Below are 16,190 nucleotides of genomic sequence, written 5' to 3' on the forward strand. Positions count from 1 at the left end.
CACCGGACCCCGGCACGCCACGACCCTGTCCTGGTCGAGGCCGGGCGCAGCCGATGCACGATCCGGCGTCGGCTCGGCATGCGGCACCGCACCGTCCGGCGTCTCGCCGACGCGACAGAATGAGGTTTGGGTGGAGTGCAGCACGGAGGGACGTAGCCCTGGCGCGCCCGCTCGACGCGGCTCCGCCGGGCCGGGTGCCGTGCCCGGTCCTCGGGTGTCGGCGCACACCCGTGTCGATCCATCGGCGTCCCGGAGCCGGGACCTCGCGAAGGGAGCACCAAGGCATGTCGACGTTCATGACGCTGCCCGATGACTGGCGTTCTGTACACGGCAGTTGGGATGAGCTCAGGCACGGGTATCACGCCGGGGACAAGGACGGCACGGTGCGTGCCTGCGCCCGTCGACTCGATACGACGACGCCCGGGTCGGACAGCGATCCCGTCCTGTTCTGGACGCTGGGTCTGCTGACGCTCGCCCCCTACGTGGCATTCGGCTCCCCCGGGCCGGGAGTCGAGGACGAGGTCGTTGCCGTACTGAGCCGGGTCGTGCGGCGCGACGACGGCGGAATGTGCGCGCACGGATGGCATCCCTACGAGGCCGACGTGGACGACGTGATCGAGCGCCTTCCCGCCTACCTGGAGGTACTGAGTTCCCCGGTGGACCAGGCTCTCGACGACCTGCTTCCGGAGGATCTGCTTCCGGAAGACCATGTGGACGAGTTCGACGGGAAGGCCGAACCCGCGAACCTTTCGGGGCCCGAGGTCCTGGCCCGCTGGCAGTGCCCGCGTACCGCCCCGGGATTCGCCCGCGCGGCCCTCGACTACCTGGGCGCGGAACCGTCCACCGAACGCGACGGCTCCTCGGGAGTGAGCCGTTGAGCGGCGTCCACCAAGTGCGGCCTCCGCCCTGTTGAGGCGGGAGGTCGATCTCCCGCTCCCCCGGAGCTTCGGCCGTCCCGTACGCGGACGGGTGCCGGTCGGCCCCCGTGCGGGAAAGGGCCGCGTGTCGCCGGGACCCCGGGACACGTGCGATGCGGCGCACATGTCCCGGTTACCGAACGCCCTACGCCTGGTTGCCCATCGGGAGGTTCGCGCCGCCCGTGCAGTCGAGTACGACTCCGGTGATGAATCCGTTCGTCGCCAGTGAGTGGATAGCCCCCGCCACGTCGGTGGCGCGGCCGACCCGGCCCGCCGGGGTCGTCTTCGCGAGGCCGTCGAAGAGTGCCGTGCGTTGCTCCACCGGGACGCGGTCCCACCACGGGGTGTCGACCACGCCGGGAGAGACAGCGTTGACCCGTAGAGGGGCCAGTTCGACTGCGAGGGGCGGAACCATCGCCTCGAGGGCGCCGTTGATCGCGGCGAGGCCGGACGTGCCCGGGAAGGCGGCGCGAGCAGAGGCGGCCGTGATCAGAGTGACGGAGCCGTGCCGGCGGTCGAGGCGCGGGAGCGCGGCCTGGAGGATGCGGACCTGGGGCCAGAACTTAGCGTCGAAGCCCGTGGCGAGGTCCGCGAGGTCCAGTTCCGCGAAGGGACCGCTGCCCGCGGCGCCGCTGACCGCGATGACCAGATGGTCGATGGGGCCGGACACGGCGAAGAACTCCGCGATGTCCTCCTGTGACGTGGCATCCATCCGATGGGTGAGCGTCTTGCCGCCGATACGGGTCGCCGCCTCGTCCAAGCGGGCCTGCGAACGCCCGGTGATCGTCACCTCCGCCCCTGTCGCGGCGAAGAGCGCCGCTGTGGCCTCGCCGATACCGGAGCTGCCGCCCATGACGACGACGCGGGGGGCGGGTGTGTGGTCCGTGGTCATGATGGCGTCCTCCGTAAGCGTTGTGCGCGGTTGTCGTTCATGCCTTGCCTTCGGTCTTCCGCGAGCTTTGACGAGACCACTGGTCTCGGTAAGATGAGTCTTATCGAGACTGCCGGTCTCGTCAAGTGGTTCGAGTCCAGGAACTCGGAAAGGATGTGTCCCATGGGTCAGCCGGAAGCGGACAAGGACGCGGACGCGGGCATGGGTGGTGCGCGACCGCACACCGGGCGCCGGCGCAATGAAGCGGCCCGACGGGCCATCCTCGACGCCGCGCTGCGGCTGCTCGGCGAAAGCGACGGGGACCCTGTGACCGTCGAGACCATCGCGCGGGCGGCCGGGGTCGGCAAGCAGACGCTCTACCGCTGGTGGCCCTCGAAGGGTGCCGTGCTCCTGGAGGCCCTGGCGGAACGCGCCCAGCAGACCGTCCCCGCACCGGACCGCGGGAACCTGCAGGGTGACCTCCGGACGATGGTCGCCGACACCTTCGCCGGGGCTCAGCGGCCCCCCGTGGGCCCGGCGCTGCGAACACTGGCCCTGGAGGCGGCGCGCGACCCCCAACTGGCCGCGCTCATGCGTGAGTTCACCGAGTCCCGCCGCGCCGCCCTGCGGGCGGTACTGGAGCGGGGGCGGGAGCGCGGCCAACTGGAGCCCGGACGGGACCTCGACTTGATGGTCGACCAGATCTACGGGGTCTTCTGGTACCGCTTCCTGCTCGGCCACGCACCCCTCGACGACGCCACCGCCACGGCCCTCGCGGACTCGCTGCTGCGGTGACGTCGGCTCACGGGTTGGCACGTACGCCGGCGCCGAGGCCCCGCGCGACCCGGCATCCACGGTTACGGAGCCTCGAACGGCGACACCGCCCACGCCCCGACCACGCCGGACGGAGGTGTGGCATTTCAACGGCTGATCCTGGTTGTTGAGGCCCAGTTGACAAGGCCTCGGCCTCCGAAGGGAGGCGCCCCGGGCCGCGAACGGCCTGGCTTGTCCGCGCGTCGAGGCTCTCGATCGCGTTCGTCGAGCAGACGGCCTCGCGCACCTCGACGTCGCAGGAGAGGAAGGGCGCGCAGGGCTTCACCCACCCGCCCGTGACGCGCCCCGCAGCCGTGACGCCCGACACAGTTCCGGTCGGACCGCATGGACCGACCGGTGCCGGGCACCCGACAGGACGGCCCCGCCGCGCATTCCCCCGACGCGGCGGGGCCGTCCTCTCGCATCTTCAGGCCACCACCGGACGCTCCTGGAGGCCGCGGGCGAGTCAGCGGGCGGTATCCGCCCTTCCCCCGGCACGGCGCGCTCCACGCGGGTCCAGTTGAGCGACCACCAGGGCGTGGAAGCGGTCCACCGCCTCGTCCACGCTGCGGATGAAACCGGATTCGGCACTGCCGCGCCCGTTGCCCATTCCCTTGAACAGTGAGAGACGGAAGCCCACGATCTCCGCGCCCGTCGCGAGCCCCCTGGGCACGGGGCGGTGCCGGGCCGGGGGAAACCCTGCCGAAGCCACGCCGGGCGGCCCACCGGTCACTCATGCGGGCTGCGGGCCCCAGCGCGGCTCAGGACGACTCCCGCACCACCAGCTCCGTCGGCAGGACGATCCTCGGGCGTTCGCGGGCGGTGTCGCCCGAGGAGCGGTGGGCGATCTCCTGGAGGAGGACCCGGGTCATGGTGCGGCCCATCTCCTCGATCGGCTGGCGCACGCTCGTGAGGGGCGGGTCCATGTGCCGGGCCACGGCGGAGTCGTCGAAGCCGATCAGGGCGACGTCGTCCGGGATGCGCCGGCCGGACTCACGCAGGACCTGGCGGGCACCGGCGGCCATGACGTCCGAGGCGGCGAAGACCGCGTCCACGTCCGGGCGGCGCTCCAGCAGCTCGCGCATGGCGCGTGCGCCGCCCTCCTCGCTGAAGTCGGCGGGCGCGATCAGCCGTTCGTCGGGGTCGAGCCCTGCCGCGGCGACCGCCTTGCGGTAGCCGTCGAGACGGCGCTGGGCGCCGTAGACGTCGAGCCGGCCGGTGATCGTGGCGATGGAGCGGCGCCCGCGCGCGATGAAGTGGTCGACGGCCGAGCGGGCGCCCTCGAAGTTGTCGGAGTCGACGGAGGGGAGCGTCTCCGTGGCGTGCCTGCGGCCGCTGATCACCGAGGGCATTCCGAGCTGCTCCAGCAGGTCCGGGAGCGGGTCGTCGGCGTGGACGGACACCAGGATGACGCCGTCGACACGATGGGCGGTCAGGTACTGGGCCAGCCTGCGCCGCTCGCGGTCGTTGCCCGCGAGGGTCAGCAGGAGCTGCATCTCGGTGTCGGCGAGGGCCGCGCCGACACCCCGCACGATGTCGGAGAAGTAGGGCTCGGCGAAGAACCGGGTCTCGGACTCGGGGACGACGAGGGCGATGGCGTCCGTACGGTTGCCCGCGAGCGCCCTCGCCGCACGGTTGGGCACGTACCCCAGCTCGGCCACGGCGGCCTCGACGGCCTCCCTGGTCTGCGCGCTGACCCTCGGCGAACCGTTGATGACGCGCGAGGCCGTGCCCCGCCCCACCCCTGCCCGGGCCGCCACCTCTTCGAGCGTGGGCCGCCCGCCACTCCGTACTCGTGCTGCCGCCATGGCTGCCTCCCGTTCGCGGTCAATTTCTCACAGCGCCTCGGCCAGGCCAAGTCCCGCCGTCCGATCCCTCGACGCCCGTCCGGCCTACCGGCTCCATGAACGCCATATATTTTTGGGAGCGCTCCCAAGCGTACGGGCCGAGGCCCCGGGACGGTGAGGCGGGCAGCAGAAAAAAGCGGGACCCGGCGTGTGCCGGGTCCCGCTCCTCGTACGAACAGGTCAGACGGTGCCCTCCGCGGGCAGTGCGTTGCGGCGGATCACGTCGGAGTACCAGTGGGCACTCGACTTGGGGATGCGGCGCTGGGTGGCGTAGTCGACGTAGACGGCACCGAAGCGCCTGCCGTAGCCGTACGCCCACTCGAAGTTGTCCATCAGCGACCAGAGGAAGTAGCCGCGCACGTCGGCGCCGTCGGCGAGGGCCCGCTGGACGGCGTCGAGGTGGCCGTGGAGGTAGGCGACCCGCTCGGGGTCCTGGACCTTGCCCTCGGGCGAGACGTAGTCGTCGAAGGCGGCGCCGTTCTCGGTGACCATCAGCGGCAGGCCCGGGTGGTCGCGGGTGACGTCCATGAGCAGGTTGTAGAGCCCGTCGGGGTCGATCGACCAGTCCATGGCGGTGCGCTCCTTCCCCTCGGCGAGGTGGAAGGCGACGTGCTCGGAACCGGGCCACGGGGAGTGGTCGCTGGCACCGTGAGCGTCGCTGCGCGCGTAGTCGGCGCCGTCGACCGGGGTGGAGACGAGGGTCGGCGTGTAGTAGTTGATGCCGAGTGCGTCGACGGGACGGGAGATGGTGGCGAGGTCGCCGTCCTTGACCAGCTTCGACCAGTCCACCAGGTGCGAGGTGTCGGTGATCAGGTCCTCGGGGTACTCCCCGCGCAGCATCGGGCCGGTGAAGACCCGGTTGCCGACGGCGTCGATGCGGCGGGCGGCGTCCGCGTCGGCCTCGCTGCCGGTGAGCGGACGTACCTGGTGGAGATTGAGGGTGACCGAGGTCTGCGCAGCAGCGGGGAGTTGGGCGCGCAGTACCTCGATCGCCCGGCCATGGGCGAGGTTGAGGTGGTGGGCCGCCTGCAGCGCCGCCGCGGGCTCGGTGCGGCCGGGGGCGTGCACCCCTGAGCCGTAGCCGAGGTAGGCCGAGCACCACGGCTCGTTGAGGGTGGTCCACATGCCGACGCGGTCGCCGAGGGCGCCGGAGACGATGGCGGCGTAGTCGGCGAAGCGGTCGGCGGTGACGCGCTCGGGCCAGCCGCCGGCGTCCTCGAGCTCCTGGGGCAGGTCCCAGTGGTAGAGGGTCGCCACGGGCATGATGCCGGCGTCGAGCAGCTCGTCGACGAGCTTGCGGTAGAAGTCCAGGCCCCGCTCGACGGCCGGTCCGCGGCCCGTGGGCTGGACCCGGGACCAGGAGACGGAGAAGCGGTAGGCCTTCAGCCCGAGCTGCTTCATGAGCGCGACGTCGTCGCGGTAGCGGTGGTAGTGGTCGGCGGCGATGTCGCCGGTGTCCCCGTTGCGGACCTTGCCGGGGGTGCGGCTGAAGGTGTCCCAGATGGACGGTGTGCGGCCGTCCTCTGCGGCGGCGCCCTCGACCTGGTAGGAGGCGGTCGCCGCTCCCCAGATGAAGTCAGTGGGGAACTGGACCCCGGGCGCCTGCTTCGGGGTGGTGTCGGGTCGTACGGCAGTCATGCGGGAGCGCTCCCATGGGTGGAGGGACAAGGACGGGAAGTGCGGGGGCCCCGGCCCCGTACGGCCTGTGGTCAGGTACAGGCCGTACGGAACGGCCGGAGGCCGGACCGGGGGAGGGACGGGCGGGCCGGAGTGGGGCCGGGTACCGCGCAGCCGGGTTCGGACCGGGGGTCGCGGCGGTCCGGGGTCAGCCCTTCACGGCGCCGGACATGATTCCCCCGACGATCTGCTTGCCGAAGATCACGAAGACGACGAGCAGCGGGAGGGTGCTGATCAGCGCGCCGGCCATCACGATGCTCTGGTCGGGCACGTAGGACGCGCTCAGCTGCCCGAGGGCCACCTGGAGCGTGGGGTTCTGCTGGTTCAGCGCGAGGTAGGGCCAGAAGAAGTCGTTCCAGGCCTGCACGAAGGTGAGCATGCCGAGCACCATCATCGCCGGGCGGGCGACGGGGAGCACGATGCTCCAGACGATGCGTAGGTTGTTCGCGCCGTCCATGCGGCCGGCCTCGATGAGTTCGTACGGCAGCGCCTCGATGAGGTACTGGCGCATGAAGAACACACCGAACGCGCTGACCAGGGTCGGGAAGATCACCGACTCCAGCTGACCGCCCCAGCCGATGTCGGACATCATCATGAAGAGCGGTACAACGCTCAGCTGCGGGGGGATGGTCAGGGTCGCGATGACCATGGTCATCAGGACGTTGCGGCCCTTGAAGCGCATCTTGGCGAAGGCGTAGCCGGCCAGGGTGCAGAAGAACAGGGTCGCCAGGGTGATGCTGGCGGAGACGATGAGCGTGTTGACGATCGCCTTGCCGAGGTTGGCCTGCTCCCAGGCCGCCTGGAGGTTGTTGAACAGATTGCCGCCGGGGATGAGCGGCGGCGTCGTGTCCAGTACCTCGTCCTGCGTACGGGACGCGGCCACGAGGGTCCAGTACAGCGGGAACAGCGAGCCGATACCGACCACGACGAGGGCGAAGTAGGCGAACGGGCCTGCGTGGTGCTGGCGTCCGGCACCGGGCTGGAAACGGCGGCGGCGGGCCGGCGGCTGGTCACGGACGGCCGACTTGGTGACGCGACGGTGGTCCGGAGCGGTGATGGGGCTGGTGGTGGTCATGGTTATCGCTCCCCGTCAGGCCGCGGTCTTGCGCCCGAGGCGCCCGACGAGCCAGTTGATCGCGGCAATGAGCAGCAGCAGCACGAGCATGGCCCAGGCCACCGCGGCGGCCGGACCGAGGTGTCCGAGGTTCCAGCCGTAGTTGTAGAGGTAGATGCTGAGCGTCTCGTACTGGTTCTCCGTACCGCCCTGCGCCCCGATCTGTCCGCCCTCGAGGAGCAGCGGCTCACCGAAGAGCTGCATGGACCCGATGGTCGAGATGACGATCGTGAAGAGGATCGTCGGCCGGAGCGCGGGGATCGTCACGTTGCGGAACTGCTGCCAGCGGGAGGCTCCGTCGAGCGAGGCGGCCTCGTAGAGGTCGGACGGGACGGCCTGCATGGCGGCCAGGTAGATCAGGGTGTTGTAGCCGGTCCAGCGCCAGATCACGATGACCGCGATGGCGATGTTGGACGTCCAGTGGCCGTTCGCCCAGTTCGTCTCACCTGCTCCGAAGAAGCCGAGGACCCAGTTCAGGAGGCCGCCGTCGGCACGGAACACCAGGGCGAAGACCAGGGCGGCGGAGGCGACCGAGGTGGCGTACGGGGTGAGGATCACGGTGCGCCAGAAGGTGCTGGCCCGCAGCTTGTAGTTCAGCAGGTGCGCCAGGCCGAGCGCCATCATCAGCTGCGGCACGGTCGAGATGACGCCGATGACGAACGTGTTGGAGACCGCGGTCCAGAACTCGGAGTCCTGGAGGATGTTGCTGAAGTTCTCCCAGCCGACCCATTCCATCTGGTCGAGGTTGGTCATCTCCACGCGGTGGAGGGCGATCCAGCCGGTGTAGATCAGCGGGTAGAGCCCGAAGGCCCCGAAGACGAGGAAGAAGGGGGCGATGTAGGCGTAAGGAGAAGCCTTGTCGTCGAATCGCCACAGCCGGCTGCGCCAGGCCTGACGGCCGGGAGACAGGGGCTTCGGGGCGCGGCGGCTGGGCTTCGAGCCGTGTGCGCCCCGGGTGGGGGTGGTGGTTGCCACAGGTGGGAGTCCTTCCCTGGGGTGTGCCGACACCACAGGGTCAGGCCGGGCCTCGGTCGGGGCCGGCGGGTGTCGGAAAAGGTGCGCGGTGCCTGGGGGGAACCGGCACCGGTGCGGGCCGGCCGGGGCGTGTGGAAGACGCCCCGGCGGCCCGCACCGGCGAGGATCAGCCGATCACCTTGTCGATGGCCTCGGTGGCGTCGTTCCACGCCTTGTCCGGGGCGGTGCCTCGCTGCTCCATGTTGTTGATCTGGGTGGAGATGGTGTCCTTGATGATGCCGTCCTTCGGGCCGAGCACGGCCGCGGGGATGATCTGGGCCTCTTCGGCGTAGATCTCACCGATGGGGGCGTTGTTGAAGTACTCGAGCTTGGCGGCCTTCACGTCGGGGAGCTCGTAGGCGCCCTTGTTCGACGGGAAGACACCGACGGCCTTGAAGACGGCGGCCTGCTGCTCGGGGGCGGTCAGCCACTTGACGAGCTCACCGGCCTCCTTGACGTGCTTGCCCTTGGCGGGCACGGAGAGGAAGGAACCGCCCCAGTTGGCCGCGGTGTCACCCGGGGTCTTGGCGATGTCCCACTTGCCCTTGAACGCGTCACCGGCGTAGGTGGAGATCTGCGCCGCCATCCAGGCGGGGCAGGCCACGGTCGCGACGCTGCCCTTGCGCAGGGCCGCCTGCCACGGCGGGCTGAACTGGGCGAGGCCCTGGGTCAGCTTCTTGTCGACGGCCTCGGTGGCGAGCTTCCAGCCCGCCTTGACGCCGGCGCTCTCCTTGTAGATCGGCTTGCCGTCCTTGGCGTAGTACTGCTCCTCGTCGGAGCTGACCACGCCGTTGTACATGGCGCTGGCGGAGTCCATGAAGAAGGTGCCCTTCGGGGCCTTCTTCGCGTACTCCTCACCGAGCTTGAGGTAGTCCTCCCAGCCGCCGGCGTACTTGGCGGCGACCTCGTCGCGCTCGGTCGGCAGACCGGCCTGCTCGAACAGGTCGCGGCGGTAGCAGATCGACATCGGGCCGATGTCGGTGCCGGCGCCGATGACCTTGCCCTGGTCCGTGGTCGCCTGCAGCGCCTTCCAGTTCACCCACTGGTCGGGGTCGATGACCTTGGCGAGGTCGACGAAGGCGTCCGCCTTGGTGTCGACGAGCTCCTTGGCGCGGCCGACCTCGATGCCCTGCACGTCGGCCAGACCGCTGCCCGTGTTGAGCTGCTGGAGGAACTTGGGGTAGTAGACCTTCTCGTCGGCCGTGACGTTTTCCTTGACCGTGATGTTCGGGTGGAGCTCGTGGTACTTCGCGAAGAGCCCCGCCTCCTTGTAACCGAACTGCCCGAAGTCGGCGACGGTCAGGGTGATGTTGCCGTCCGCGTCGGCCCCGTCGGACTCGGAACCCGAGTCGCTGCAGCCGGTCAGCAGCAGGGCGGCGGCCGTGAGGCCGGTGGTGGCTATGACGGCGGTTCTGCGGCTTCGACCTGCGACGGTGCGGGTGATGCGCATTCCACTACTCCTTGTTCCAGGGTGGGACTGGCGTTCTATCTGCTCGGTAGTCGCACTGTGGGTGCGGGTCCCGGTGGTACGGAGAGGACATGGGCCGTGCCGTCCCCGTACGAGCGAAAAACCTCGTTCGATATGGGAGCGCTCCCATGCGCTGATGCCGGAAGATTGCTGCCTCAAGGGGGTGGGTGTCAAGAGTTGAAGACGCTTCCGTTGCCCGAGTGTGTCCTGCAAGTCACGCGACCGTGTCCGGCACAGGGCTTGTGTTAACCGGCACGTCCTGCATCGGCCATGGAAGGCCACCGGAGTAACCGCAGGTCAGGGGCCGTTGGAGGTGATTTCGCCCCGCCGGGAACCCGGTCCGCCCGGACCGGCGCGCTCCGGTGACCGCCGAGATCCGGACGGTGCGTGCGGGGGTGGCGGGGTGGATCACGCCCACCGGAAGATGAACGGGCCGGAGGCCAGGGAGGCCGCACAGAGGGGCCGCGAGGCGATTCCGCGTTCTTTCCCCGAACTTGACTCAGGAACGGAGCGTGACGAAGCCCCGCCCGGTGGCGGAGGCGTCGTGCGCGAGGCGTCCGGCGCACCGCTGAGGACGGGGAACGGGGCGCGCGCCCCGGCCGGGTGTGGGGGGATGTGGGGCCGGCCGGAGCGCGCGGTTCGGGGTGGTGGTCGGGTGCCCGGCGTGCGGGCCGGTACGGCTACCCCAAGGCGCCGAACGCCTTGGTGAAGGCCAGGGGTTCCTGGACGATCGAGCTGCACGTCGGGTCGGCGGACGGCTTCGCGCCTCCCGGGCACGGCGCGTCGCGGGTGCCCGACCACATCGCCAGCCGGCCGATGCCCTTCTCCCGGGCGAACCCGACCAGTTGGCCGGCGTCCTCGACCGTGAAGATCTCCGAGGCCACGTCGTTCACGCCGATCATCGGGGTGAGGGCCACCGTCTTCCAGGCCGCGGCGTCCGAAAGCCCGAGGACACCCTTGATCTGGGCCTGCGTGGCCGTGGCGGCCTGCACGGCGTAGTCGCCCATGTCCCCGCTGTAGGAGGGCCCGTAGTCCATCGCCATGACGTTGACCGCCCCGATGTCCACACCGTGCTCCGCCGCGTCGGCGATCAGGTCCACGCCCGGCTGGGTGAGCCCCTCCGGCATGACGGGCAGCGTGAAGGAGACGTCGAGCCCGGGGTGCTCCTCCTGGAGCCGGGCGATCGCCTGCGAGCGACGGGTGTTGGCCCCGGTGTCGGGCAGCGCCCCGCCCTCGATGTCGAAGTCCACCTTGGTCAGCCCGTACGCGTCGACGACCTTGCCGTACGCCTCGGCGAGCTCCGTGGCCGAGGCGCAGTTCAGCGCGAGTTCGGCACCGGCGGCCCCGCCGAACGAGACCCGCACGTCGCCTCCCTCGGCGCGCAGCGCGGGGATCTGGGCGGCCACCTTGTCGTCGGCGAGCCCGGTGACCCCTCCCCAGAGCGGGGCGCAGTCGCCGCCGGAGGTGACGAAGGCGAGGGTGAACTCCTTGACGCCCGTCCTGGACGCGGTGTCCAGGAGGTCGTACGCCGGATACAGCGAGGTGTCGACGTACGGGGCGAACCGGGCTACCCCCGTGGTGCCGCCGCTGCCTCCCCCGGGTGTCCCGGACGGCTCGGCCGTGGGCGTCGGGGTGGGCGTGGGCGTCGGGGTGGGCGTGGGCGTCGGGGTGGACGTGGGCGTCGGCGCCCCGGTGGGGCGGCCGCTGGGTTCGGGTGCGGCACCGCCGTCCGCCGAGCAGGCGGCGTCGTTGATGCGGCAGTTCTCCGGATCGGCTGCCTCGCCGGTGGAGGTGGTGACGAAGCCGACCGTCACGGAGGCGCCGGGGGCGATGTCCTTGTTCCAGCCGAGGGGCTTCACGGTGACATGGCGACCGCTCACGGTGTGTTCACCGTTCCAGAGGGAGTCGATCCTCGTCCCGGCCGGCAGGTCGAACTCGAGGGTCCATCCCGACCGGACCGTCGCGCTGTCGTTGGAGACGACGTACTGCCCGGTGTATCCCCCGTCCCAGCCGCTCGCCCTGGTGTACGTGGCGCCGACGGCCGCGGCCTGGGCCGTGCCGGTGAGCGCGAATACCGTGCCGCCCACGACGGCGGCGGCGACGAGGGCTCCGATCGCCTTCGTGCGGGTGCTCGTCGTGCGGCGGTGCGTGCTGGTGCCCATCGCGTCTTCCTCTGTCCGGCGGGGGGTGGCGTCTGCACGCTAGCCCCCGCCGACCGGGCGAAAGAGACGGATCGGACCTGCGCCGGAGTTCTTAGGACTGGCTTAAGGAGGGCATCGGCACCGGTTAAAGATCAGGCCCCCTGAGCCCTCCGGAACTCGTGTCCCCGCGTCCGGCTCCCCCGCGTTCCACGCCCTCCGGTGCGCCGGCCCAGGCGGTGCCCCCGGCCCGCCCGCGCGGCCGGTCCGCCGTCGAGGCCGATCCGGATGCGCACCTCGGTGCCCCCGAGCACCGAGCGGCCGATCCGCAGGTCGCCGCCGGTGGACTCGGCGACCCTTCGGACGATGTCGAGGCCCAGCCCGGTCGATCCCACCGCGCCGGCCGCTCCCCCGCGTCCGCTGGCGCCCCGAGCCAGCGCGGATTCCGGATCGGGTATGCCGGGCCCGGCGTCCGAGACCAGCACGAGCACGGCGTCACCGGCGTGGTGGACGTCGACCGCGAAGGAGGTGCCCTCCGGGGTGTGCCGGAAGACATTGCCGAGCAACGCGTCCAGGGCCGCGGCCAGTTCGGTCCTCGCGACGGGTATCCGGACCGTGCGGTCCACCCCCGCCAGGCGCACCGTGCGACCCTCGTCCTCGGCGAGAGCCGACCAGAACGCCATCCTCTCCCGGATGACTTCGCAGGCGTCGCATCCGGCGCCCGCGCCCGGAGGCCCGCCCTGCGTCTGCGGGCGCTGCTGCCTGGCCGTCCTGATGATCGTGTCGACCTCGTGCTCCAGCTGCTGCACGGCCGCCCTGGTCTGCTCCGCCGCCGGGCCCTCCCCCAGCGACGCGGCGTTGAGGCGCAGGACGGTCAGCGGGGTACGCAGCCGGTGGGAGAGGTCGGCCGCGAGCTCGCGCTCGTTGGCCAGCAGCCGCACCACCTGGTCCGCCATGGAGTTGAACGCGACGGCCGCGGAGCGGAGTTCGGTGGGCCCGGCCTCGGGGACCCTGGTCCCCAGCCTGCCCTCGCCCAGGTCGTGGGCGGCACCCGCGAGCCGCTGGGCGGGCTCCACCATGCGTACGCCGAGCCGGTCGGCGACGGCCACCGAGCCGACGATCAGTGCGATCCCGACGCCGGCGAGGACCAGCCAGGCCGTCCCGACACCGTTGGAGACCTCGTCCTCGGGCACGAACACCTCGACGACGGCGATGCCTCCGGATCCGAACGCGGTGGGCTGCAGCAGCACCGAACCTCCTCCGACCTCGGCGATGGAGGCGCGCCCGGAGACCCGTACGGTCTCCACGTCCTCCGCGGTGGCGCGCCGGACGCCGATCTCCAGCGGGGTGCCGCCGGGTTCGAGGGCGGGGACGTGCACCGCGAGCCGTCCTCGGCCACCGGGCTCGGTGGAGAGGGCGGCCTTGGTCAGTTCCGCGCGGTCGGTGGTGATGGTGAGGGTGGGGCCGATGGTGGCCGCCTGCCGTTCGGCGTCGGTGAAGGCCCGGTCGCGGGCCATCTCCCTGACGACGAGTCCGAGAGGCACGGCGAACGCGATCACGACCATGGCCGTCACGGCCAGGCAGACCCTGACCAGGGCCCATCTCATGCGGGCTGCCCCGGTGCACCGGCCGGTGGTTCCAGTTTGACGCCGACTCCGCGCAAGGTGTGGAGATAGCGCGGCCGGGCCGCCGTCTCGCCCAGCTTGCGGCGCAACCAGGAGAGGTGGACGTCGATGGTCTGGTCGTCCCCGTATGCCTGCTGCCACACCTCGGCCAGCAGTTCACGACGCGGGACGACGACGCCGGGGCGGCCCGCCAGGAAGGCGAGCAGGTCGAATTCGCGGCGGGTCAGGTCCAGTGCGGTGCCGTCCAGTTCGGCCTGCCGGCGCAGCGGGTCGATGGAGAGACCGCCGACCTGGAGGACGCGCGGCGGCGGTGCCTGGGCCCCCGGCCCCCGGGTGCGCCGCAGGACGGCCGCGATGCGGGCGGAGAGGTGCTCCACGGAGAAGGGCTTGGTGAGGTAGTCGTCCGCGCCGTCGTTGAGCAGCCGGACGATCTCGGCCTCGTCGTCCCGCGCGGTCGCGATGATCACGGGCACGTCGGTGATGGACCGCAGCATCTTGAGCGCCTCGGCGCCGTCGAGGTCCGGGAGCCCGAGGTCGAGGACGACGACGTCGAAGCGGTGGTGGGCGACCTCGCGCAGTGCTTCGAGGGCGGTGCCGACGCTCCGTACCGTGTGCGAGGCCTCGGTCAGGTGCCGGATGAGGGCGGAACGTACGAACTGGTCGTCCTCGACCACGAGCACACTAGGCATGGGCGGCACCGTAGCCCATCCGGAGGAACCCGGTCCCCTCCGGGACGAACCCCTGCCCCGTGGTGCAGGATGTGCCCGATGCAACGAGGACTCGTACACGTGATCGCCTGGTCGCTCGCGACGGGGGCGGCGGTCACCCTCTCCTGGTGGGGCGTGCACACCGTCATGTCCGGGACGGCGTACGACCCGCCTCGTGCCGTGCCGATCTCGGTGGGGGCGCGCGGCGGGCAGGAGACGGACGTGCCGGTGTCGTCGTCGACGCACCGGGCGCGGCCGACGCCGTCGGCGGGCTCTCCGGCTCCCGCGGACACGCCCTCGCCCTCACCTTCGTCCGCGCCTTCCCGGCGCCCTTCGTCCCGGCCCGCGGCCACACGTCCGAGCCGGCCGGAGCCTTCGGCTCCACGGGCGGCGGCGGACGATGTGAAGAGCTATCCGACGCGCGGCGGGAGGGTCGTCCTGGAGCTCGCGGACGACTCGGCGAAGCTCGTCTCGGCGACTCCCGAGCCCGGCTGGTCGATGCAGGTGTGGACCGAACCGGAGTGGATCCGGGTGGACTTCGGCGACGGGGCGGGCTCCACGGTCTCCGTCTTCTGCACCTGGAACGGCCATCCGCCGATGGTCGAGACCGTGGAGCAGTAGGCCGGTCCGCCCGCGGGGCACGCCCTCAGGTGAAGGCGTCCGGCGGCGGGGCCGGGGACGCCTTGGCCGAGGCGTCGGTGACGACGGCGGCGCCGCCGGTGAAGTCGGCCAGGGCGCGGCCGTGTTCGACCCTGCCGGGGTGCGGGTCGCTCGCGACCCTGCGGGTGAGTTCCGCGACCGCGATCGGCAGGTCGGAGGCGACCAGCACGGCGTTGCCGAAGCGCCGCCCGCGCCAGACGGTCGGGTCGGCGGCGAGGGCGAGTTCGGGGAAGAGCGAGGCGGCGGTGGCGACCTGGCCGCGCAGATGGGCGAGCGGCGGGCCGTCGGCGAGGTTGGCGGCGTACTGGCCGCCGGGCTTCAGCACCCGGCGTACCTCTCCGAGGAATTCGGCGGAGGTGAGGTGCGCGGGGGTACGGGCGCCGCTGAAGACGTCGGCGACGACGAGGTCCGCCCAGCCGTCGGGGACCTTGCCGAGGCCGGCCCTGGCGTCCACCGATCTGACGCGTATCCGGGCCTGCGGGTCCAGCGGCAGTTCCCGGCGTACGAACTGGACGAGGGGCGCGTCGATCTCGACGACCTGCTGGGTGGAGCGGGGGCGGCTCGCGGCGACGTACCGGGCGAGGGTGAGGGCCCCGCCGCCGAGGTGGACCGCCTGGAGGGGGCGTCCGGGCGGTGCGGCGAGATCGATGACATGGCCGAGCCTGCGCTGGTACTCGAACGAGAGGTACGCCGGGTCGTCCAGGTCGACATGGGACTGCGGGGCGCCGTCCAGCACCAGGGTCCAGGCACGCGGACGGTCGCGGTCGGGCACGAGTTCGGCGACGCCGCCGTCCACCGTCGCGGTCAGGGCTTCCTGCCGGCGTTCGGACCGGTCCCGGCCGCCGGCTCCCCTGGCCGTACCTCGACGTGCCACGCGTTCGCCCTCGCTCACCGTGCGGGTACGCCGGCGTCCCGGGCCGGCGGTGGCGGAGGCTCCGCCCACCTGCCCATTATCGCGTCAGCGGCGGTCGTCGGCCGCCTCGATGAGCCGGGCCGCCTGGTCGAGGGCCGCCCTGAGCACGGCGGGGTCGGTGACCGGGGCCTCCGCGACCGGCGGAAGGAGCCAGCCCCCGCCGACCGAGGGCGGATCGGCCGGGATGCGCAGGCCGCGCCCGTCGGTCCTGGTACACGCGCTGCCCGGTACGTCCCAGCCCTCCGCGGTGCCGGAGGGGACCAGGAAGCCGAGGACCGCGCAGGCGCCGTCGTGGAGGACCGGGCCGACGCAGTCCTGGTCGGCGCCCCTGCGCAGGATGTCCACGGCCTCCAGCCCTTGACGTGCCGGGACGGTCACCAGGTCGCACGGTGCGGTTTCCGGGCCCATGTGAGGCAAGGGAACCCC

Annotated in this window: 14 protein-coding genes and 2 pseudogenes; 3 read left to right on the forward strand and 13 right to left on the reverse strand. The window is 71.6% G+C overall.

All coding sequences use genetic code 11. From position 1 onward, the window contains the following. Window positions 1-284: 284 nt before the first annotated feature. The gene (locus ACFXOA_RS17680) at window positions 285-878 is read left to right on the forward strand and encodes a hypothetical protein (RefSeq protein WP_385028635.1); all 594 of its coding nucleotides are present in this window, start codon (window positions 285-287) and stop codon (window positions 876-878) included. Window positions 879-1,062: 184 nt separating this feature from the next. Here ACFXOA_RS17680 and ACFXOA_RS17685 read toward each other — a convergent pair whose 3' ends face one another. After that, complete coding sequence (locus ACFXOA_RS17685) at window positions 1,063-1,809, reverse strand: SDR family oxidoreductase (protein ID WP_385028638.1); 747 nt, start codon at window positions 1,807-1,809, stop codon at window positions 1,063-1,065. Between the two features lie 162 nt (window positions 1,810-1,971). On the opposite strand from ACFXOA_RS17685, the gene ACFXOA_RS17690 reads away from it, so the two are divergent. Beyond that, window positions 1,972-2,583, forward strand: coding sequence for a TetR/AcrR family transcriptional regulator (locus ACFXOA_RS17690; protein ID WP_385028641.1), 612 nt, complete (start codon window positions 1,972-1,974; stop codon window positions 2,581-2,583). Between the two features lie 160 nt (window positions 2,584-2,743). Here ACFXOA_RS17690 and ACFXOA_RS17695 read toward each other — a convergent pair. The 10 genes and pseudogenes from ACFXOA_RS17695 to ACFXOA_RS17740 all read right to left on the reverse strand — a co-directional run. Further along, window positions 2,744-2,872: pseudogene (locus ACFXOA_RS17695) on the reverse strand (IS256 family transposase); the annotation flags it as partial. A gap of 195 nt (window positions 2,873-3,067) precedes the next feature. Then, window positions 3,068-3,286, reverse strand: a pseudogene (locus ACFXOA_RS17700) (TerD family protein); the annotation flags it as partial. 76 nt (window positions 3,287-3,362) lie between these two features. Further along, window positions 3,363-4,409, reverse strand: a complete 1,047-nt coding sequence (locus tag ACFXOA_RS17705; protein ID WP_385028644.1) for a LacI family DNA-binding transcriptional regulator — start codon at window positions 4,407-4,409, stop codon at window positions 3,363-3,365. A 219-nt stretch (window positions 4,410-4,628) separates the two neighbouring features. Further along, entirely contained in the window at window positions 4,629-6,086 is a 1,458-nt protein-coding gene (locus ACFXOA_RS17710; RefSeq protein WP_385028647.1) for a GH1 family beta-glucosidase, read from the reverse strand. 187 nt (window positions 6,087-6,273) lie between these two features. Next, window positions 6,274-7,200 (reverse strand): carbohydrate ABC transporter permease, encoded by a 927-nt coding sequence (locus ACFXOA_RS17715; protein WP_385028650.1) that lies wholly within the window; start codon window positions 7,198-7,200, stop codon window positions 6,274-6,276. Window positions 7,201-7,215: 15 nt separating this feature from the next. Beyond that, window positions 7,216-8,214, reverse strand: coding sequence for a carbohydrate ABC transporter permease (locus ACFXOA_RS17720; RefSeq protein WP_385028653.1), 999 nt, complete (start codon window positions 8,212-8,214; stop codon window positions 7,216-7,218). Window positions 8,215-8,380: 166 nt separating this feature from the next. Further along, window positions 8,381-9,703 (reverse strand): ABC transporter substrate-binding protein, encoded by a 1,323-nt coding sequence (locus ACFXOA_RS17725; RefSeq protein WP_385028656.1) that lies wholly within the window; start codon window positions 9,701-9,703, stop codon window positions 8,381-8,383. A gap of 698 nt (window positions 9,704-10,401) precedes the next feature. Continuing rightward, window positions 10,402-11,883 carry a cellulose binding domain-containing protein gene (locus tag ACFXOA_RS17730; RefSeq protein WP_385028659.1) on the reverse strand — a complete coding sequence of 494 codons (1,482 nt, stop codon included), beginning with the start codon at window positions 11,881-11,883 and terminating at the stop codon, window positions 10,402-10,404. A 131-nt stretch (window positions 11,884-12,014) separates the two neighbouring features. Beyond that, window positions 12,015-13,466 carry a sensor histidine kinase gene (locus ACFXOA_RS17735; protein WP_385028662.1) on the reverse strand — a complete coding sequence of 484 codons (1,452 nt, stop codon included), beginning with the start codon at window positions 13,464-13,466 and terminating at the stop codon, window positions 12,015-12,017. After that, window positions 13,463-14,173, reverse strand: coding sequence for a response regulator transcription factor (locus tag ACFXOA_RS17740; RefSeq protein ID WP_385028665.1), 711 nt, complete (start codon window positions 14,171-14,173; stop codon window positions 13,463-13,465). The genes ACFXOA_RS17735 and ACFXOA_RS17740 overlap by 4 nt, the downstream gene beginning before the upstream one ends. A 78-nt stretch (window positions 14,174-14,251) precedes the next feature. Between ACFXOA_RS17740 and ACFXOA_RS17745 the strand changes: the two genes are divergently transcribed. Continuing rightward, entirely contained in the window at window positions 14,252-14,812 is a 561-nt protein-coding gene (locus ACFXOA_RS17745) for a hypothetical protein (protein ID WP_385028668.1), read from the forward strand. 25 nt (window positions 14,813-14,837) lie between these two features. On the opposite strand, the gene ACFXOA_RS17750 is transcribed toward ACFXOA_RS17745, so the two are convergent. Then, window positions 14,838-15,725: a spermidine synthase gene (locus tag ACFXOA_RS17750; RefSeq protein WP_385028825.1), complete on the reverse strand. Its 888-nt coding sequence runs from the start codon at window positions 15,723-15,725 to the stop codon at window positions 14,838-14,840. A gap of 84 nt (window positions 15,726-15,809) precedes the next feature. Beyond that, window positions 15,810-16,172: a hypothetical protein gene (locus ACFXOA_RS17755; protein WP_385028671.1), complete on the reverse strand. Its 363-nt coding sequence runs from the start codon at window positions 16,170-16,172 to the stop codon at window positions 15,810-15,812. Between the last annotated feature and the right edge of the window lie 18 nt (window positions 16,173-16,190).

It is taken from the genome of Streptomyces sp. NPDC059166 (assembly GCF_042755185.1).
Taxonomy (GTDB): domain Bacteria; phylum Actinomycetota; class Actinomycetes; order Streptomycetales; family Streptomycetaceae; genus Streptomyces.

Bases quoted from the DNA above. Each gene is read 5' to 3' on its own strand.
- ACFXOA_RS17685 (WP_385028638.1), bottom strand. From the start codon at position 1,809: ATGACCACGGACCACACACCCGCCCCCCGCGTCGTCGTCATGGGCGGC.
- ACFXOA_RS17690 (WP_385028641.1), top strand. From the start codon at position 1,972: ATGGGTCAGCCGGAAGCGGACAAGGACGCGGACGCGGGCATGGGTGGT.
- ACFXOA_RS17705 (WP_385028644.1), bottom strand. From the start codon at position 4,409: ATGGCGGCAGCACGAGTACGGAGTGGCGGGCGGCCCACGCTCGAAGAG.
- ACFXOA_RS17745 (WP_385028668.1), top strand. From the start codon at position 14,252: ATGCAACGAGGACTCGTACACGTGATCGCCTGGTCGCTCGCGACGGGG.
- ACFXOA_RS17755 (WP_385028671.1), bottom strand. From the start codon at position 16,172: ATGGGCCCGGAAACCGCACCGTGCGACCTGGTGACCGTCCCGGCACGT.
- ACFXOA_RS17740 (WP_385028665.1), bottom strand. From the start codon at position 14,173: ATGCCTAGTGTGCTCGTGGTCGAGGACGACCAGTTCGTACGTTCCGCC.
- ACFXOA_RS17710 (WP_385028647.1), bottom strand. From the start codon at position 6,086: ATGACTGCCGTACGACCCGACACCACCCCGAAGCAGGCGCCCGGGGTC.
- ACFXOA_RS17735 (WP_385028662.1), bottom strand. From the start codon at position 13,466: ATGAGATGGGCCCTGGTCAGGGTCTGCCTGGCCGTGACGGCCATGGTC.
- ACFXOA_RS17730 (WP_385028659.1), bottom strand. From the start codon at position 11,883: ATGGGCACCAGCACGCACCGCCGCACGACGAGCACCCGCACGAAGGCG.
- ACFXOA_RS17715 (WP_385028650.1), bottom strand. From the start codon at position 7,200: ATGACCACCACCAGCCCCATCACCGCTCCGGACCACCGTCGCGTCACC.
- ACFXOA_RS17725 (WP_385028656.1), bottom strand. From the start codon at position 9,703: ATGCGCATCACCCGCACCGTCGCAGGTCGAAGCCGCAGAACCGCCGTC.
- ACFXOA_RS17680 (WP_385028635.1), top strand. From the start codon at position 285: ATGTCGACGTTCATGACGCTGCCCGATGACTGGCGTTCTGTACACGGC.